Source organism: Pseudoalteromonas sp. 4NS20-0020, assembly GCF_057554385.1.
This window is the reverse complement of record NZ_BAAJMI010000005.1, coordinates 108960-123139: the sequence shown is the minus strand read 5'-3', so window position 1 is coordinate 123139 and position 14180 is coordinate 108960. Positions and strand designations below refer to the sequence as shown.

The window sequence follows — 14180 nt, the reverse complement described above, 5'->3', positions numbered from 1 at the left end:
TCCTCCATGGTTTTACCTGATAAGTTTATTTTCTCGATGAGTCGAGTATCTAAAGTTGTGCCGCCTAAGCGTACAATTTTAAAAGATATTTCGTTGCACTTTTTTCCTGGCGCCAAAATTGGTGTGCTTGGTTTAAATGGTTCTGGTAAATCATCATTGCTACGTATTATGGCCGGTGTTGACCAAGACTTTGAAGGTGAGGCACGTCCTCAGCCTGGTACTAAAATTGGTTACTTACCACAAGAGCCAGTACTAGACGAAAGCAAAACAGTACGAGAAATAGTTGAAGAAGCTGTTGGCGAGGTAAAACACGCCCTTAATCGCCTTGATGAGGTGTACAATGAGTACGCAATGGAAGGTGCTGACTTTGACGCACTGGCTAAAGAACAAGGTGAATTAGAAGCAGTTATTCAAGCGCACGATGGTCATAATATCGATAACGTACTAGAGCGCGCTGCCGATGCACTTCGCTTACCTGAGTGGGATGCTAAAATTGAGCACCTTTCAGGTGGTGAACGCCGCCGTGTTGCTATTTGTCGTTTGTTACTAGAAAAACCAGACATGCTTATTCTTGATGAACCAACTAACCACTTGGATGCTGAGTCGGTTGCATGGTTAGAGCGCTTCTTACATGACTACGAAGGCACTGTTGTGGCAGTAACGCATGACCGTTACTTCCTTGATAATGTTGCTGGCTGGATATTAGAGCTTGACCGTGGTGAAGGTATTCCATGGGAAGGTAACTACTCTTCTTGGCTAGAACAAAAAGACGCGCGCTTACAGCAAGAACAAAAATCTGAAAAAGCACGTCAAAAATCAATTGCGCAAGAACTTGAATGGGTGCGTTCAAACCCTAAAGGTCGTCAGGCTAAGTCTAAAGCACGTATGGCGCAGTTTAGCGAGCTACAACAATCAGATTACCAAAAACGTAACGAAACAAACGAGCTATTTATTCCACCTGGCCCACGTTTAGGCGACCAAGTATTAGAAGTTACTAACTTACGTAAAAGCTTTGGCGACCGCGTATTAATAGACGACTTAAGCTTTACAATGCCTAAAGGCGCTATTGTGGGCATTATTGGTGCCAACGGCGCGGGTAAATCTACACTATTTAAAATGTTAAGTGGCGAAGAGCAGCCAGATAGCGGCAGTGTTAACGTTGGTGAAACCGTACAACTAGCAACGGTTGATCAGTTCCGCGACGATATGGACGAAAGCAAAACAGTTTTTCAAGAAATATCTGACGGACAAGACGTTTTAAAAATTGGTAACTTTGAATTCCCAAGCCGTGCTTACGTTAGCCGTTTTAACTTTAAAGGTAACGATCAGCAAAAGTTTGTAAAAGACTTATCGGGCGGTGAGCGTAACCGTTTACACCTTGCTAAATTATTAAAAGCCGGTGGTAACGTAGTGCTACTGGATGAGCCAACCAATGACTTGGACGTTGAAACACTTCGTGCGCTTGAGAATGCTATTTTAGAATTCCCAGGTTGTGTAATGTGTATATCGCATGACCGTTGGTTCCTTGACCGTATTGCCACACACATTTTAGATTACCGCGACGAAGGACAAATTAACTTTTTCGATGGTAACTATACTGAATACGAAGAGTGGCTCAAAAAGACCTACGGCGCAGAAGCAGCTCAACCAAAACGTATAAAATACAAAAAAATTGGTTAATCGCTAAATTAACTGAAATACCTTTAAAACCCTGCTTTACGCAGGGTTTTTTATGCCTTAAATAAACTATCTGTGTTTGTAGCTAGCAACTGTGTAATTTAAAGCTATGCTTATACCAATTTTATTTAAAATATTATGCATTTGATTGATGTTGAATCACTCGCTAACTAAATAAAAAATTATTCACATAGAACAACCATATGCCGTAATTTTAGTGATTATTAATGAGTTGTTTTATTCGCACTATTACTGAACACTAATTTAATGCTATTGATATTACTAAAAAAACAATAAGGCAGAGTCATGCAAGAACGTCGTCAATTTTCACGTATTTTATTTTCAACCGATGCGCATATAATTTTTCAAGAAAATGAGTACCCATGTACTTTGCTTGATATTTCATTGCACGGCGCGCTAGTTAGTAAATGTGATGTGTTAAATGATCAAATAGAGAATGATGCCATACTGCGTTTTATTTTACCCGACAGCGAAATTGAAATAAAAATGGAGACAACGATTTGCCATATAGAAGCCAATCACATTGGTTTAAAGTGTAAGCATATTGATATTGATAGTATTACCTACCTAAAAAGACTCATTGAACTCAACTTAGCGGACGATGAATTACTTCACCGCGAATTAGCCATGCTTATTCACGACTCACAAAAATAGACACTTTGAGGGGAGTTGATTACCATAGGGGAAACTTTATAGCCTGTGTGAATATGACTCTAAACCCTCATTTACCGTTAGTGTACCACCCAAATTACTCGTTTAGTTTTGATCCTAAGCACCGCTTTGCAATGAGTAAGTTTGCTAATCTATACGCACACGTAAAAAAACTAGGCTTAATTGGTAATAACCTCACACAACCTGTTTTAGGCTCTCCCGAGCCTTTAGAGTTAGTACATTGCGACAACTACATTCACGATTTATGGAACAATCGCTTAGACGATAAAGCCATGCGTCGTATAGGATTACCTTGGTCAGCTCAATTAATGGCGCGCACATTTACTGCCCCGCAGGGCACATTACAAACCGCTCGCTTAGCGCTAAAACACGGCATAGCCTGTCACCTAGCAGGAGGCACGCACCATGCGCACTTTGATTTTGGCTCAGGATATTGCATGGTGAACGACTTAGCCTTTACCACCCAGATCTTGATTAATAGCGGCGAAGTAACCAACGTGCTTATTTTTGATTTAGACGTACATCAAGGTGATGGCACCGCTGCTATGCTTGCGCATCAGCCCTATGCTTATACCTGTTCAATACACTGCGAAAAAAACTTCCCGTTTAGGAAATCGGCTAGCGATTTAGATATTGGCTTAGCAAATCATATGCAAGATGCCGAATACTTAGCCATTGTTGACGATACCTTAAGCTACTTACTTAAAGAACTGAACCCAAGCTTAGTACTGTACGATGCCGGTGTAGATATTTGGCAAAACGATGGCTTAGGTAAATTAGATATAAGTTGGGATGGGATAGCTAAACGCGATCATTTGGTTTTAAAACGCTGCCTTGAGCACAACATACCAGTGGCAACAGTTATTGGTGGTGGTTACGATAAAGATCATCTTCGCCTTGCACAGCGCCATGGCATTGTAGTTGAACAAGCGGCACGCTTTTAATATGAAATAAAAACTTAATATTGTCGTTCTTATTTGCTAACTAGAATAAAAACGACACCACAATGAAACACATTTTTATAGTTATAACACTTACCATTTTAAGTTTTGCGGTATTTGCAGAGCAATCTATTCAAGACTCAAACCATCCTGAACTCCCCGCCTTAACATTAAACATGGCCGATGGTACAAGTATAAAAACACAAAACCTATTAGGCGAACCTTATATTCTTCACTTTTGGGCTACATGGTGCCCTTATTGCAAAAAGTTACAACCCGCCCTTCAAAAAATACACGACATGGGCTTAAACGTAATAGCTGTAAGTTTTAAAGAAGATGATAACGCCTTTCCCGCCAAAGCATTAACCAATAGAGGCTATACATTTAAAACCGCAATACAAGCAGATAAAATTGCGACACAACTAGGAATACACGGCACACCCACTACGTTATTTATAAATGAAAAAGGGCATGTTGTTTGGGTGACCAATTCATCAAACCCAGATAATGCAAATATACATTTGAAAGCCCGCACTCTACTAAACTCAATTAAAGCTAAATAGCTTAATAATTAAGGGAGTTAATGCGCATTAAAATATGAGTTATATAAACTTTATACTACAATTTAAGCTCATAAATTAATTGGGGTTATTATGCGTTTAATATTTACTTTATTGTTGCTTTTGCTAAGTACTACAGCGTTTTCTGAAGAAGAAAAAGTAGAACTTCCACCATTAGACCCTAGCTACAATGCAGTTCACCCAATGGCACTTGTGAATAGAGGGTCTTCTATTTTTGCTATTAATCTTCCTTCTTATAGATCGCCACATGACTTGCAAATTGTCTACGAAGTTAAAAATTCAAACGTTGCTTTTTTAAACTTTGCGAAAAATGCCGACATGATCACTATTAAGCCGCAAAAGTTTAATATTCAACATTTAATGCGCGGGGATGAAATAACAATTACAGCCGACATTTACGAAGGTGATTACCGCCAAGGGGGCACTTTAATTTATGAAGCTAAACAACTTGAGCTTGATAAGCAACTGTACGCCAGAGAACTCAATGAGCTAAGCGAATCTTCGCAATGGCATGAGTACGATATGATTGAACTAAATGGTACAGAGCGTATTTATGTACATAAAATTCAAAAAGCACCAAGCTTCAACCACCTAATTTTTGTGGACTTGGTTAATGCCTGTATGCAGAAAGTTCGCACATCAAAACGAGTTCCTCCTGAAAACGAACTTACTTATAAATTTATAAACTGCGGAACCTTAAAGCCTCTTTTTTACGATGGCGAAAGTTTACTTAAATAAGCTAGTAAACATGTTTAGCAATTAACTCAAGCCCTTCTCGCGCGGCATGAGTTGATTGCCCTGCAAATCCCAACCGTATATAACTTTGCTTTTTTGGTATTAGGCTACGCGCGGCTTCTTGATAATAAAATTCAGGCTCTGCTTGAATATAAACTCCCTGCATTTGCAATGCGCTTTTTAAGCCATGCACTGGTTTGTTTAAATTAACCCACATAGCCATACCACCATCAGGTTTTACATATTCTATTGGTAAACCCTTTGATTGCATAAGGCTTAACTCGTTGTCCATTGCCTCGAATCTTTTCTTGTAGAGCTTGGTCATTCGCTTTAAGTGCGTCTCAAAACTCCCTTCCTTCATAAAGTGCGCTACAGCTAATTGCATAACAACATCGTTTTTATGATTCATTAACTGTTTCCAAGCACTTAGCTGCGCAATAACCTCTGGCGGTGCACAAATGTAGCCTATTCGAGCTGCAGAAAACATAATTTTAGAAAAAGTAGAGAGGTAAATTACGATACCTGCAGGGTCATCTGCCGCCATAGGCTGTAGTGGCTGACATTTATAGTGAAACTCATGATCGTAGTCATCTTCTATGATCATCACGCCATACTTATAACACAGCTGATAAATTTGCATACGCCGTGTAGGCGATAAAGTTACGGTTGTCGGATATTGATGCAGTGGAGTTAAGTACAACATTTTAATTGAGTATCGACTAAGTTGTGCTTTTAAATCGTCAACACAAAGACCATGCTCATCTTGTTTTATATCTACTAATTGTGCACCGCATGCCGCAAAAGCTTTACGAGCTGGCGGATAACCTAACGTCTCAACCGCAACAAAATCACCTTTATTTATAAAAACCTTTGAAATTAAAAATAATGCTTCCTGAGAGCCATTACATATTAGTAAATCAGTTACTTTAAGGTTACGTGCTTCGTGTAAATAGCTGCTTACTTGCTGCTTTAGCTCACTTACTCCGCTTATATCACCATAGTGAAACTTACTGGTATCTACATGATTAAAGACATAACTTAAAGAGCGTTTAAATTGTTTATATGGAAAGCAATTAAGATCAGGAAGCCCACCTGCAAAGTTATATTTGAAATCATTTAGGTTCATAGCAGGCCCAGGCACTGCTAACTCCTTGGCAAATTTATAGGGTTTAGGCGTTACAACAGGTACTTGCTTAGTATTAGCACTGCTTTGAATTGGTAGGGTTTGGGTTACCTTATATCCTGAGCGCTCATGAGACTCAACCCAGCCTTCAGCTACTAATAGCTGTAAAGCATTCATTATTGTATGGCGGTTTAGCTGGTAGGTTTGCGCCATTTTTCTGGCTGAGCTGAGCTTAGTGCCTACCGCAATATCGCCTTTAATAATTGCGCTACGAAGTGCTTGCGCTAGCTGCAAATACTTTGCTTTGCGCTGCTCATTAAACTCAATATTCAGCGGCTGCATATGTTTCCTTAATCTGGTATAGGTAAAAGTTACATTCTGGTTGTTTTTAACAACCCAAATAAGCGTACATTTGTTGCTCACAAATTGCAAAAATGGAACCAATAATGTTTACTCTGCAAACACATAAAACAAACAAGGTCGTTTTAGAGCCATTAAACCATAAGCACCTAAATGGATTATATAAAGCGGGCCAGCACCCTGATGTATGGCAGTGGGTATTAAGCAATTACACTAAAAGCCCTGAAATATTAAAAGAATGGTTTTTAACTCAGGCGCAATTTAATAACAACGAGCAAGTTGTTTTTGCCATTATTGATAAAAACACACAGCAAGTAGTGGGCACAACACGGTTATTTAAGTTAGATACACATAATTTAAGCGCTGAAATTGGTCATACATTTATTAGTAATGACTGGCAGCGTACTTACATAAATTCACATGCTAAATACTTATTACTTAATTACGCATTTGAAAAGCTAGGTTTAGTGCGTATTTTATTTAATACCCACGAAAATAATAAAAAATCACGCAATGCAATTACGCGCTTAGGTGCACGTTTTGAAGGTGTGGCTCATAAAGATAGATTACTAAGTGATGGTAGCTTTAGAAGCACAGCAAAATTTAGCATAGTCGATGAGCAATGGCCGGATATAAAATCACAACTAGAGAGGAGGCTTTAATGTACCCTCCGATGCATTTTCAAGAACATAATATTAAACGTTTGCAGACTTTAGTTGAGCAGTTCCCTCTAGCGAGTATTTTAATGCCTTGCTCGCAAAGTGACTTAAATAATGTATGTCGAGTGCCTGTATTATATGAACACTCACGCGATGTATTTATTGCACACGTCGCAAAAAGTAACCCGCTAACGTACTGCGCTGGGCAGTCTATAAAATTATTATTTAACGGTGAAAACTGTTATCTATCTCCTTCGTATAGTAATAATAAAACTTTGCCAAGCTGGCTTTACTGCTCATTAGAGGTACTTGCCAAGGTTGAAATAGTTGAGTGTAATAATCAAAAACATCATATTATGCAGAGACTAACATCGCATTTTGAAGAAAGTTTTGAGCCCAAATGGCAACTAAATGAAATACCAATCCAGTTACGTGAACAGCTTTACCAGCAACTATGCTTTATAAATTTTAAACCTATTCATTGGAGCGGTAATTTTAAACTAAGCCAAAACAAGTCTGAAGGTATAAGAATGGAAATTAAGAAAAGTTTAGTTAATGCCAAAAAGCATACTATTGCTGATATGTTTTAGTTTATTATTTACACGTTTTGCAGCGTTTTTATGATGAAATAAGCATAGGTAGAGTAAAAATAAAAACGGCTTAAACTCAATATAATTGAATTTAAGCCGTTTACACACTAATAATATCTTCACACACAATATAAAGATTCTGGTTTTAGACTGCGTGGCAATTGTAGGGAAATAAAAACAACCCAAGCTAAGTCACCACCGAACTTGAGTTGCCTTTCACACTGACAACATCTTCACACACAATATAAAGATTCTGGTTTTAGATTGCGTGGCAATTGTAGGGAAATAAAAACAACCCAAGCTAAGTCACCACCGAACTTGAGTTGCCTTTCACACTGACAACATCTTCACACACAATATAAAGATTCTGGATTTAGATTGCGTGGCAATTGTAGGGAAATAAAAACAACCCAAGCTAAGTCACCACCGAACTTGAGTTGCCTTTCACACTGACAACATCTTCACACACAATATAAAGATTCTTTGTGTTAGTTAAACACTAACGAATTCTGGCCATTGCCTATAAACACATTTTACTTTGCTAAAGCTATTGATTAAGCTCTTAGCCGTGTCTATGGGTTAACTTTAGAGTTATTACTCAAATTTCACAAGCGATAAAAATAAACCTGATAGATGAAAAAAACTAAACTATAGACCTTAGTCTAATAGCCATGCTTTAAGTAACGAAATATTTGCCTGTAAGGCACTCGGTAAATCTTTACTCTATTAGGCATAGAACAACTCAAAGCCCCTGTATGAAACTAGGTAAACCATTATTCTTTAATGTTATTTATGACAAAACCAGTCTGTTTCTTATTAAGTAAAATGAATTTTTTAAGTTGAATGTGTATTCGTTCCCTGAACAGCAGGCACAAAAAAAGCGCTATAAAAGCGCTTTTTGTTCTAAAAAAATATTTAAATTATTTGGTTTTCTTTCCAAGCTTGCTCTTTAGCTAAGCGCTTTTTTCGCTTGTCACAAGGATCATCGCAATCACAGGCTTTATCGATGCCTACCGAACCTAATCCACCGCAGCTGCTAGCCATCGATTTTCTTTGCACGATCATACCTACAGCCATTGCTGTAACAATTAAAATTAGTAAGCCAAAAGTAAGAAAAAAAAGTGACATTGCTTAGCCCCTATTGATCAGCAATAAATTAAGCCCAAACTATTTTTGAGCAGTTAATATTATATACCCAACCTCTATGGAAATAAACCAGCTTTGAATACTTACAAGTAGGGTTCAAATGCAGGGCTTGAATACGTAACTAAGCCATCAGGCGATTTAGCAATTAGATAAACTGCTAAGTTATTAGCTTGTGCATAAGCTTGTGCTTTTTCCATACCCATAACTGTTAAAGCAGTTGCTAAGCCATCTGCGGTCATTGCACTTGGGTGTAATACTGTTACAGAAACTAAGTCGTGCTTAATTGGCATTCCTGTTACAGGGTCAATCAAATGGGTGTATGTTTCGCCATCCATTATATAAAAGATACGGTAATCCCCAGATGTAGCAATTCCCATAGTGCCTGGTAGTAAAATTCGGTGCACTTCACGCTTACCTGGCTCTGCATCTGGTTGTTCTATTGCAATTACCCAGCCTTGTCCATTTGGCTTTTCGCCAGACATACGCAGCTCACCGCCAATCTCAACCATGTAATTAGTAATGCTATGGCTTTCTAGTAATTGCGCTACTTTGTCTATGCCGTACCCTTTAGCAGTTGCAGAAAATGATAGTTCTAGTCCATCAACTGTTTTTGCTAAACCTTGTTCATTTAATACAAGCTTATCTACACCAATATTTGCAACCATTGCCTGAAGCTCATCATCAGTGGGTCGTTTGGTCGGCTTTTTATCAGGGCCAAATCCCCATAAATCAATCAATGGTCCCATTGTTACATCAAGTGTATTAGTAGACTCACCGATACGAATGGATTCGCTTATAACGGCTCTGAAGTCTTCACTTATTGGCATAAATTGATTTGCAGGCAAGCGATTAAATGTATTTATCTCCGAGTCTTTAATGTATGTAGACATAGACTGGTTTACGTCGACTAATACAGCATCTATTTGTTCTTGTATTTGAAGAGCAGATATTGCCTCTTGCTCGTCATAATATTTAATATGATAGGTAGTCCCCATGGTTTTACCTTCTAAATAGGTTTCCTTTGGGACCGATTCTGCGCATCCAGATAACAGTAAAGTCAGCGTAATAATAAATAAGGCGATTATGCCCTGGGGAGTATTTACTTTGTTCATAACAACCCTACTTAATAGGTTAAAAATTAATATATAAGAATAAAAAAACCTCGTAACACAGAGTGCTACGAGGCTGATATTTTAACCAAAACTAATCTGTTTTGATATGCGTGTTAGCCACCGAAATCATCTAATAAGATATTTTCGTCTTCAACACCTAAGTCTTTAAGCATATTGATAACTGCCGCGTTCATCATTGGAGGACCACACATGTAGAACTCACAATCTTCCGGCGCTTCGTGGTCTTTAAGATAGTTCTCAAATAACACGTTATGGATAAAGCCAGTATAACCTTCCCAGTTATCTTCAGGTTGTGGATCTGAAAGCGCTGTGTGCCAAACGAAGTTATCGTTTTCAGCAGCTAGGCCGTCAAAATCTTCAACGTAGAACATTTCACGCTTAGAACGCGCACCATACCAAAAACTCATTTTACGCTTAGAATTTAAACGTTTAAGTTGGTCAAAGATATGTGAACGCATTGGTGCCATACCTGCACCACCACCTACAAATACCATTTCAGCGTCGGTTTCTTTAGCGAAGAACTCACCAAATGGACCTGAAATAGTAACCTTGTCACCTTCTTTAAGTGACCAAATGTACGATGACATTTTACCACAAGGTAGGCTTAGGTTTCTTGGCGGCGGCGTAGCGATACGCACGTTAAGCATGATGATGCCTTCTTCTTCTGGGTAGTTAGCCATTGAGTAAGCACGAATTGTTTCTTCGTCTACTTTTGACTCCAGGTCAAAGAAACCAAAATGATTCCAGTCGCCACGATACTCTTCAGGAACATCGAAATCGGCGTATTTAACATGGTGAGCTGGTGCTTCTATTTGGATGTAACCACCCGCACGGAAAGGCACTGATTCGCCATCTGGAATTTGTAGCTTAAGTTCTTTAATGAAAGTTGCTTTGTTATCGTTAGAGATAACTTCACAGTCCCATTTTTTAACACCGAAAATTGACTCTTCAAGTTCAATTTCCATGTCATTTTTAACATTTACCTGACACGCTAAACGACAACCTTCGCGGGCTTCACCTTTAGAGATGTGATCAAGCTCAGTTGGTAGAATATCGCCGCCACCTTCTTTAATGTGAACGCGACACTGACCACAAGAGCCACCGCCACCACATGCAGAAGATACGAAAATACCCGACTCAGATAGTGCACCTAATAGCTTACTACCTGCTGATGTTTTAATGGCTTTGTCTGCATCGCCATTAATACCGATGATGATATCACCGCTTGCAACTAGTTTAGACTTAGCACCAATGATGATTAAAACTAGTATTACAACGATAGCGATAAAAACACCAACGCCTAAGAAAATATCCATGATTGACCTCGCTATTATTACAGTGAAATACCAGAAAATGACATAAAGCCAAGACCCATCAAGCCAACAGTGATAAAGGTAATACCTAAACCACGTAAACCATCTGGTACGTCTGAATACTTCATTTTCTCACGGATACCTGCAAGTAATGTAATTGCAAGCGCCCAGCCCACACCAGCGCCAATACCATATACAACAGACTCGCCGAAGTTATAGTTACGCTCAACCATGAAGGCTACCGCACCAAAGATTGCACAGTTAACTGTGATCAATGGTAAGAAAATACCTAATGCGTTGTATAGTGGTGGAAAGAACTTATCTAATGCCATTTCAAGAATTTGCACTAGTGCTGCAATAACACCAATGAAAGTTAAGAAACGTAAAAAGCTAAGATCAGCTTCTGGGTAACCAAGCCACTCAAGTGAACCTGGTGCTAATACCGCGTGGTAAACCAAGTTGTTAACTGGTACAGAAATACCAAGTACAACAATAACCGCTACGCCTAGGCCAATTGATGTAGTTACTTTTTTAGACACGGCTAAAAATGTACACATACCTAGGAAGAACGCTAAAGCTAAGTTTTCAATAAAAACGGCTTTTACAAATAAACTAATATAATGTTCCACTTATCGCCCCTTACGCTTTAGCTTCTACTTGGTCTTTCTTATAAGTACGAAGTACCCAAATGAATAAACCAATGATGAAGAATGCACTCGGTGGTAAGATCAATAGACCCATAGGTTGGTACCAACCACCATTTTGTACTAATGGAATAATATCAACACCGAATAGTGAACCCTTACCGAATAGCTCACGAATGAAACCAACAGTAAGAAGTACTACAGAGTAACCTAAGCCGTTACCAATACCATCAAGGAAAGACATTAATGGTGGTGACTTCATCGCGTATGCTTCAGCACGACCCATTACGATACAGTTAGTAATAATCAGACCAACGAATACAGAAAGCTCTTTTGCCGTAGCATAAGAGAAAGCCTGCAGTACTTGGTCAACAACGATTACTAATGACGCAATAATCGTCATCTGTACGATAATACGCACTGACGATGGGATGTGATTACGAATAGTCGAGATAAAAAGGCTTGAAAATGCGGTTACCAAGGTCAATGCGATTGACATGATTAATGCGTTTTTTAAGCTAGACGTTACAGCCAACGCAGAACAAATACCGAGTACTTGAAGTGCAATTGGGTTGTTAGCGAAAACTGGCCCAAACAGGACCGCCTTCATTTCTTTAGTATCAGCCATTATTTCAATGCTCCATTACGTACTTTAGCAAGGAAAGGGCCAAAGCCGTTTTCGCCAGTCCAAAAATCAACCGCGTGATCAACACCGTTAGATGTTAATGTAGCACCTGAAAGACCATCGATTTTATGCTCATCACCGCCCGCAGTTCCTTTAACGATCTGGATTGGTAATTCTTTACCTTCCCACGTTGCAGTCCACTGTGGGTTTTGAATTTCACCACCTAGACCAGGTGTTTCGTTGTGCTTATAAAAGATGATGTCTTTAATTGTTTCACCATCGCTTTCAAGCGAAATAAAACCGTACATCAAACCCCATAAACCATAACCCTGGATAGGAAGAATAATTGCATCTGTAGAGCCATCGTCTTTTTTAGAAATGTAAACAGGTGCACGCTTAGTGATACGTTGTATACCAGCGATGTCCTTAATTCCATTCTCTTTTAAAGATTTGCTTAGCTCTGCATCATATTTACTTTTTTCAAAGTCAAAGTCTTCTACAGGGTCTGCAAAATCACCGCTTTGCATATCAATAAAGCGTGTTTCGATTTTAGCTTCAAACGTTTCAGCAACGTTATCAACTTTGCTAATACCCGCGGCTGCTAAAATATTGCTTTGAATATCTTTTGCTTTGTTTGCTTTTTGCAAAGGGCGAAGTTGCACTGACGTTAGCGATACAATTACTGCACACACCAAACATAATGAGACAACAACAGCTAGCGTTTTGCCAATTGATTCGTTATTACTAGACATTACGTGCCAACCTCCGCTTGATATTAGCTTGCACTACAAAGTGATCGAATAATGGTGCAAACAAGTTAGCAAACAAGATTGCCAGCATGATGCCTTCAGGGTATGCAGGGTTAACAACACGGATCATGATAACCATAAAGCCAATAAGCGCACCGTATGCTAATTTACCTTTATCAGTAAATGCAGCAGATACAGGGTCAGTAGCCATAAAGAACATACCAAATGCAAAGCCACCTAGCACCATGTGCCAGTACCAAGGCATAGCAAACATTGCATTAGTTTCTGAGCCAATTGTGTTTAGTATTGATGAAGTAATCACCATACCTAGGAATACACCTAGCACAATACGCCACGAAGCAATGCGCACGTAAATTAAGAACAAACCACCAATAAGTACAGCAAGCGTTGACGTTTCACCCATAGAACCTTGGATAAAGCCGTAGAACGCATTCCACCACATTTGCATGTTAGCGTAACCTAAGTCACCACCTAACGTACCTGCAAATGCTTGACCTAGCATAGTTGCACCAGAGAACGAGTCTACGGCAGTCCATACTGTGTCACCTGAAATTTGCGCTGGGTATGCGAAGAATAAGAACGCACGACCTGCAAGAGCAGGGTTTAAGAAGTTACGACCAGTACCACCAAATATTTCTTTTGCGATTACAACACCAAAAGTAATACCTAGTGCAACTTGCCATAAAGGAATTGTGGCAGGCAAAATTAGTGCAAATAGCACTGATGTTACGAAGAAACCTTCATTTACTTCATGCTTACGCACAGAAGCAAACAACACTTCCCAAAAACCACCAACAACAAACGTTGTTGCATAAATAGGTAGGAAGAAACACGCTCCGTAGAACATTTTTGCGCCCCAACCTGCATCGGCAGTCAAATCACCACCTAGTAGCTGGAACAAACCTACTTGCCAAATGTTAGCTAGCTCAAAACCATTACCAAGCGCCATAGCTGCTTGATGACCGATGTTGAACATACCAAAAAACATGGCAGGGAACGTCGCCATCCACACTAAAATCATCATACGTTTTAGGTCGATGTTATCGCGAACGTGAGTTGAACCTTTGTTTACATAACCTGGTGTGTAAAAAATAGTCGCGGCGGCTTCATACAGTGCGTACCATTTTTCGTGTTTTCCACCTGGTTCAAAATGCGGCTCGATATCTTCTAAGAAAGTTTTTAAACCCATT

Annotated in this window: 15 protein-coding genes; 7 read left to right on the top strand and 8 right to left on the bottom strand. The window is 39.2% G+C overall.

The window, feature by feature from the left end:
- Positions 1–6 precede the first annotated feature (6 nt).
- From ettA to AC27JL_RS13765, 5 genes are all read left to right on the top strand, one after another.
- Positions 7–1680, top strand: a complete 1674-nt coding sequence (gene ettA, locus AC27JL_RS13785; RefSeq protein WP_006791482.1) for an energy-dependent translational throttle protein EttA — start codon at positions 7–9, stop codon at positions 1678–1680.
- A 303-nt stretch (positions 1681–1983) separates the two neighbouring features.
- On the top strand, positions 1984–2352 hold the full coding sequence (locus AC27JL_RS13780; RefSeq protein WP_006791483.1) for a PilZ domain-containing protein: 369 nt from the start codon (positions 1984–1986) through the stop codon (positions 2350–2352).
- 53 nt (positions 2353–2405) lie between these two features.
- A complete protein-coding gene (locus AC27JL_RS13775; protein ID WP_487195846.1) occupies positions 2406–3314 on the top strand; it encodes a histone deacetylase family protein in 909 nt (302 codons plus the stop codon).
- Between the two features lie 62 nt (positions 3315–3376).
- Positions 3377–3874 (top strand): TlpA family protein disulfide reductase, encoded by a 498-nt coding sequence (locus AC27JL_RS13770; protein WP_487195845.1) that lies wholly within the window; start codon positions 3377–3379, stop codon positions 3872–3874.
- Positions 3875–3964: 90 nt separating this feature from the next.
- Positions 3965–4630: a hypothetical protein gene (locus tag AC27JL_RS13765; protein ID WP_487195844.1), complete on the top strand. Its 666-nt coding sequence runs from the start codon at positions 3965–3967 to the stop codon at positions 4628–4630.
- 1 nt (position 4631) lies between these two features.
- Here the strand turns inward: AC27JL_RS13765 and pdxR are convergent, their stop codons facing one another.
- Entirely contained in the window at positions 4632–6092 is a 1461-nt protein-coding gene (pdxR, locus tag AC27JL_RS13760) for a MocR-like pyridoxine biosynthesis transcription factor PdxR (RefSeq protein WP_487195843.1), read from the bottom strand.
- Positions 6093–6196: 104 nt separating this feature from the next.
- On the opposite strand from pdxR, the gene AC27JL_RS13755 reads away from it, so the two are divergent.
- Positions 6197–6772, top strand: a complete 576-nt coding sequence (locus AC27JL_RS13755; RefSeq protein WP_487195842.1) for a GNAT family N-acetyltransferase — start codon at positions 6197–6199, stop codon at positions 6770–6772.
- On the top strand, positions 6772–7359 hold the full coding sequence (locus tag AC27JL_RS13750) for an FMN-binding negative transcriptional regulator (protein ID WP_487195841.1): 588 nt from the start codon (positions 6772–6774) through the stop codon (positions 7357–7359). Before AC27JL_RS13755 ends, AC27JL_RS13750 begins: the two co-directional genes overlap by 1 nt.
- A gap of 915 nt (positions 7360–8274) precedes the next feature.
- Here AC27JL_RS13750 and nqrM read toward each other — a convergent pair.
- From nqrM to AC27JL_RS13715, 7 genes are all read right to left on the bottom strand, one after another.
- Positions 8275–8487, bottom strand: coding sequence for a (Na+)-NQR maturation NqrM (gene nqrM, locus AC27JL_RS13745; protein WP_010557000.1), 213 nt, complete (start codon positions 8485–8487; stop codon positions 8275–8277).
- Positions 8488–8588: 101 nt separating this feature from the next.
- Positions 8589–9617: an FAD:protein FMN transferase gene (locus AC27JL_RS13740; RefSeq protein ID WP_410899080.1), complete on the bottom strand. Its 1029-nt coding sequence runs from the start codon at positions 9615–9617 to the stop codon at positions 8589–8591.
- A gap of 113 nt (positions 9618–9730) precedes the next feature.
- Entirely contained in the window at positions 9731–10954 is a 1224-nt protein-coding gene (gene nqrF, locus AC27JL_RS13735; RefSeq protein ID WP_010556998.1) for an NADH:ubiquinone reductase (Na(+)-transporting) subunit F, read from the bottom strand.
- A gap of 17 nt (positions 10955–10971) precedes the next feature.
- The gene (nqrE, locus tag AC27JL_RS13730; RefSeq protein WP_006791490.1) at positions 10972–11580 is read right to left on the bottom strand and encodes an NADH:ubiquinone reductase (Na(+)-transporting) subunit E; all 609 of its coding nucleotides are present in this window, start codon (positions 11578–11580) and stop codon (positions 10972–10974) included.
- 10 nt (positions 11581–11590) lie between these two features.
- Positions 11591–12223, bottom strand: a complete 633-nt coding sequence (locus tag AC27JL_RS13725) for an NADH:ubiquinone reductase (Na(+)-transporting) subunit D (RefSeq protein ID WP_006791491.1) — start codon at positions 12221–12223, stop codon at positions 11591–11593.
- Positions 12223–12972 (bottom strand): Na(+)-translocating NADH-quinone reductase subunit C, encoded by a 750-nt coding sequence (locus AC27JL_RS13720; protein ID WP_010556997.1) that lies wholly within the window; start codon positions 12970–12972, stop codon positions 12223–12225. Before AC27JL_RS13720 ends, AC27JL_RS13725 begins: the two co-directional genes overlap by 1 nt.
- Complete coding sequence (locus AC27JL_RS13715) at positions 12965–14179, bottom strand: NADH:ubiquinone reductase (Na(+)-transporting) subunit B (RefSeq protein WP_006791493.1); 1215 nt, start codon at positions 14177–14179, stop codon at positions 12965–12967. The genes AC27JL_RS13720 and AC27JL_RS13715 overlap by 8 nt, the downstream gene beginning before the upstream one ends.
- Between the last annotated feature and the right edge of the window lies 1 nt (position 14180).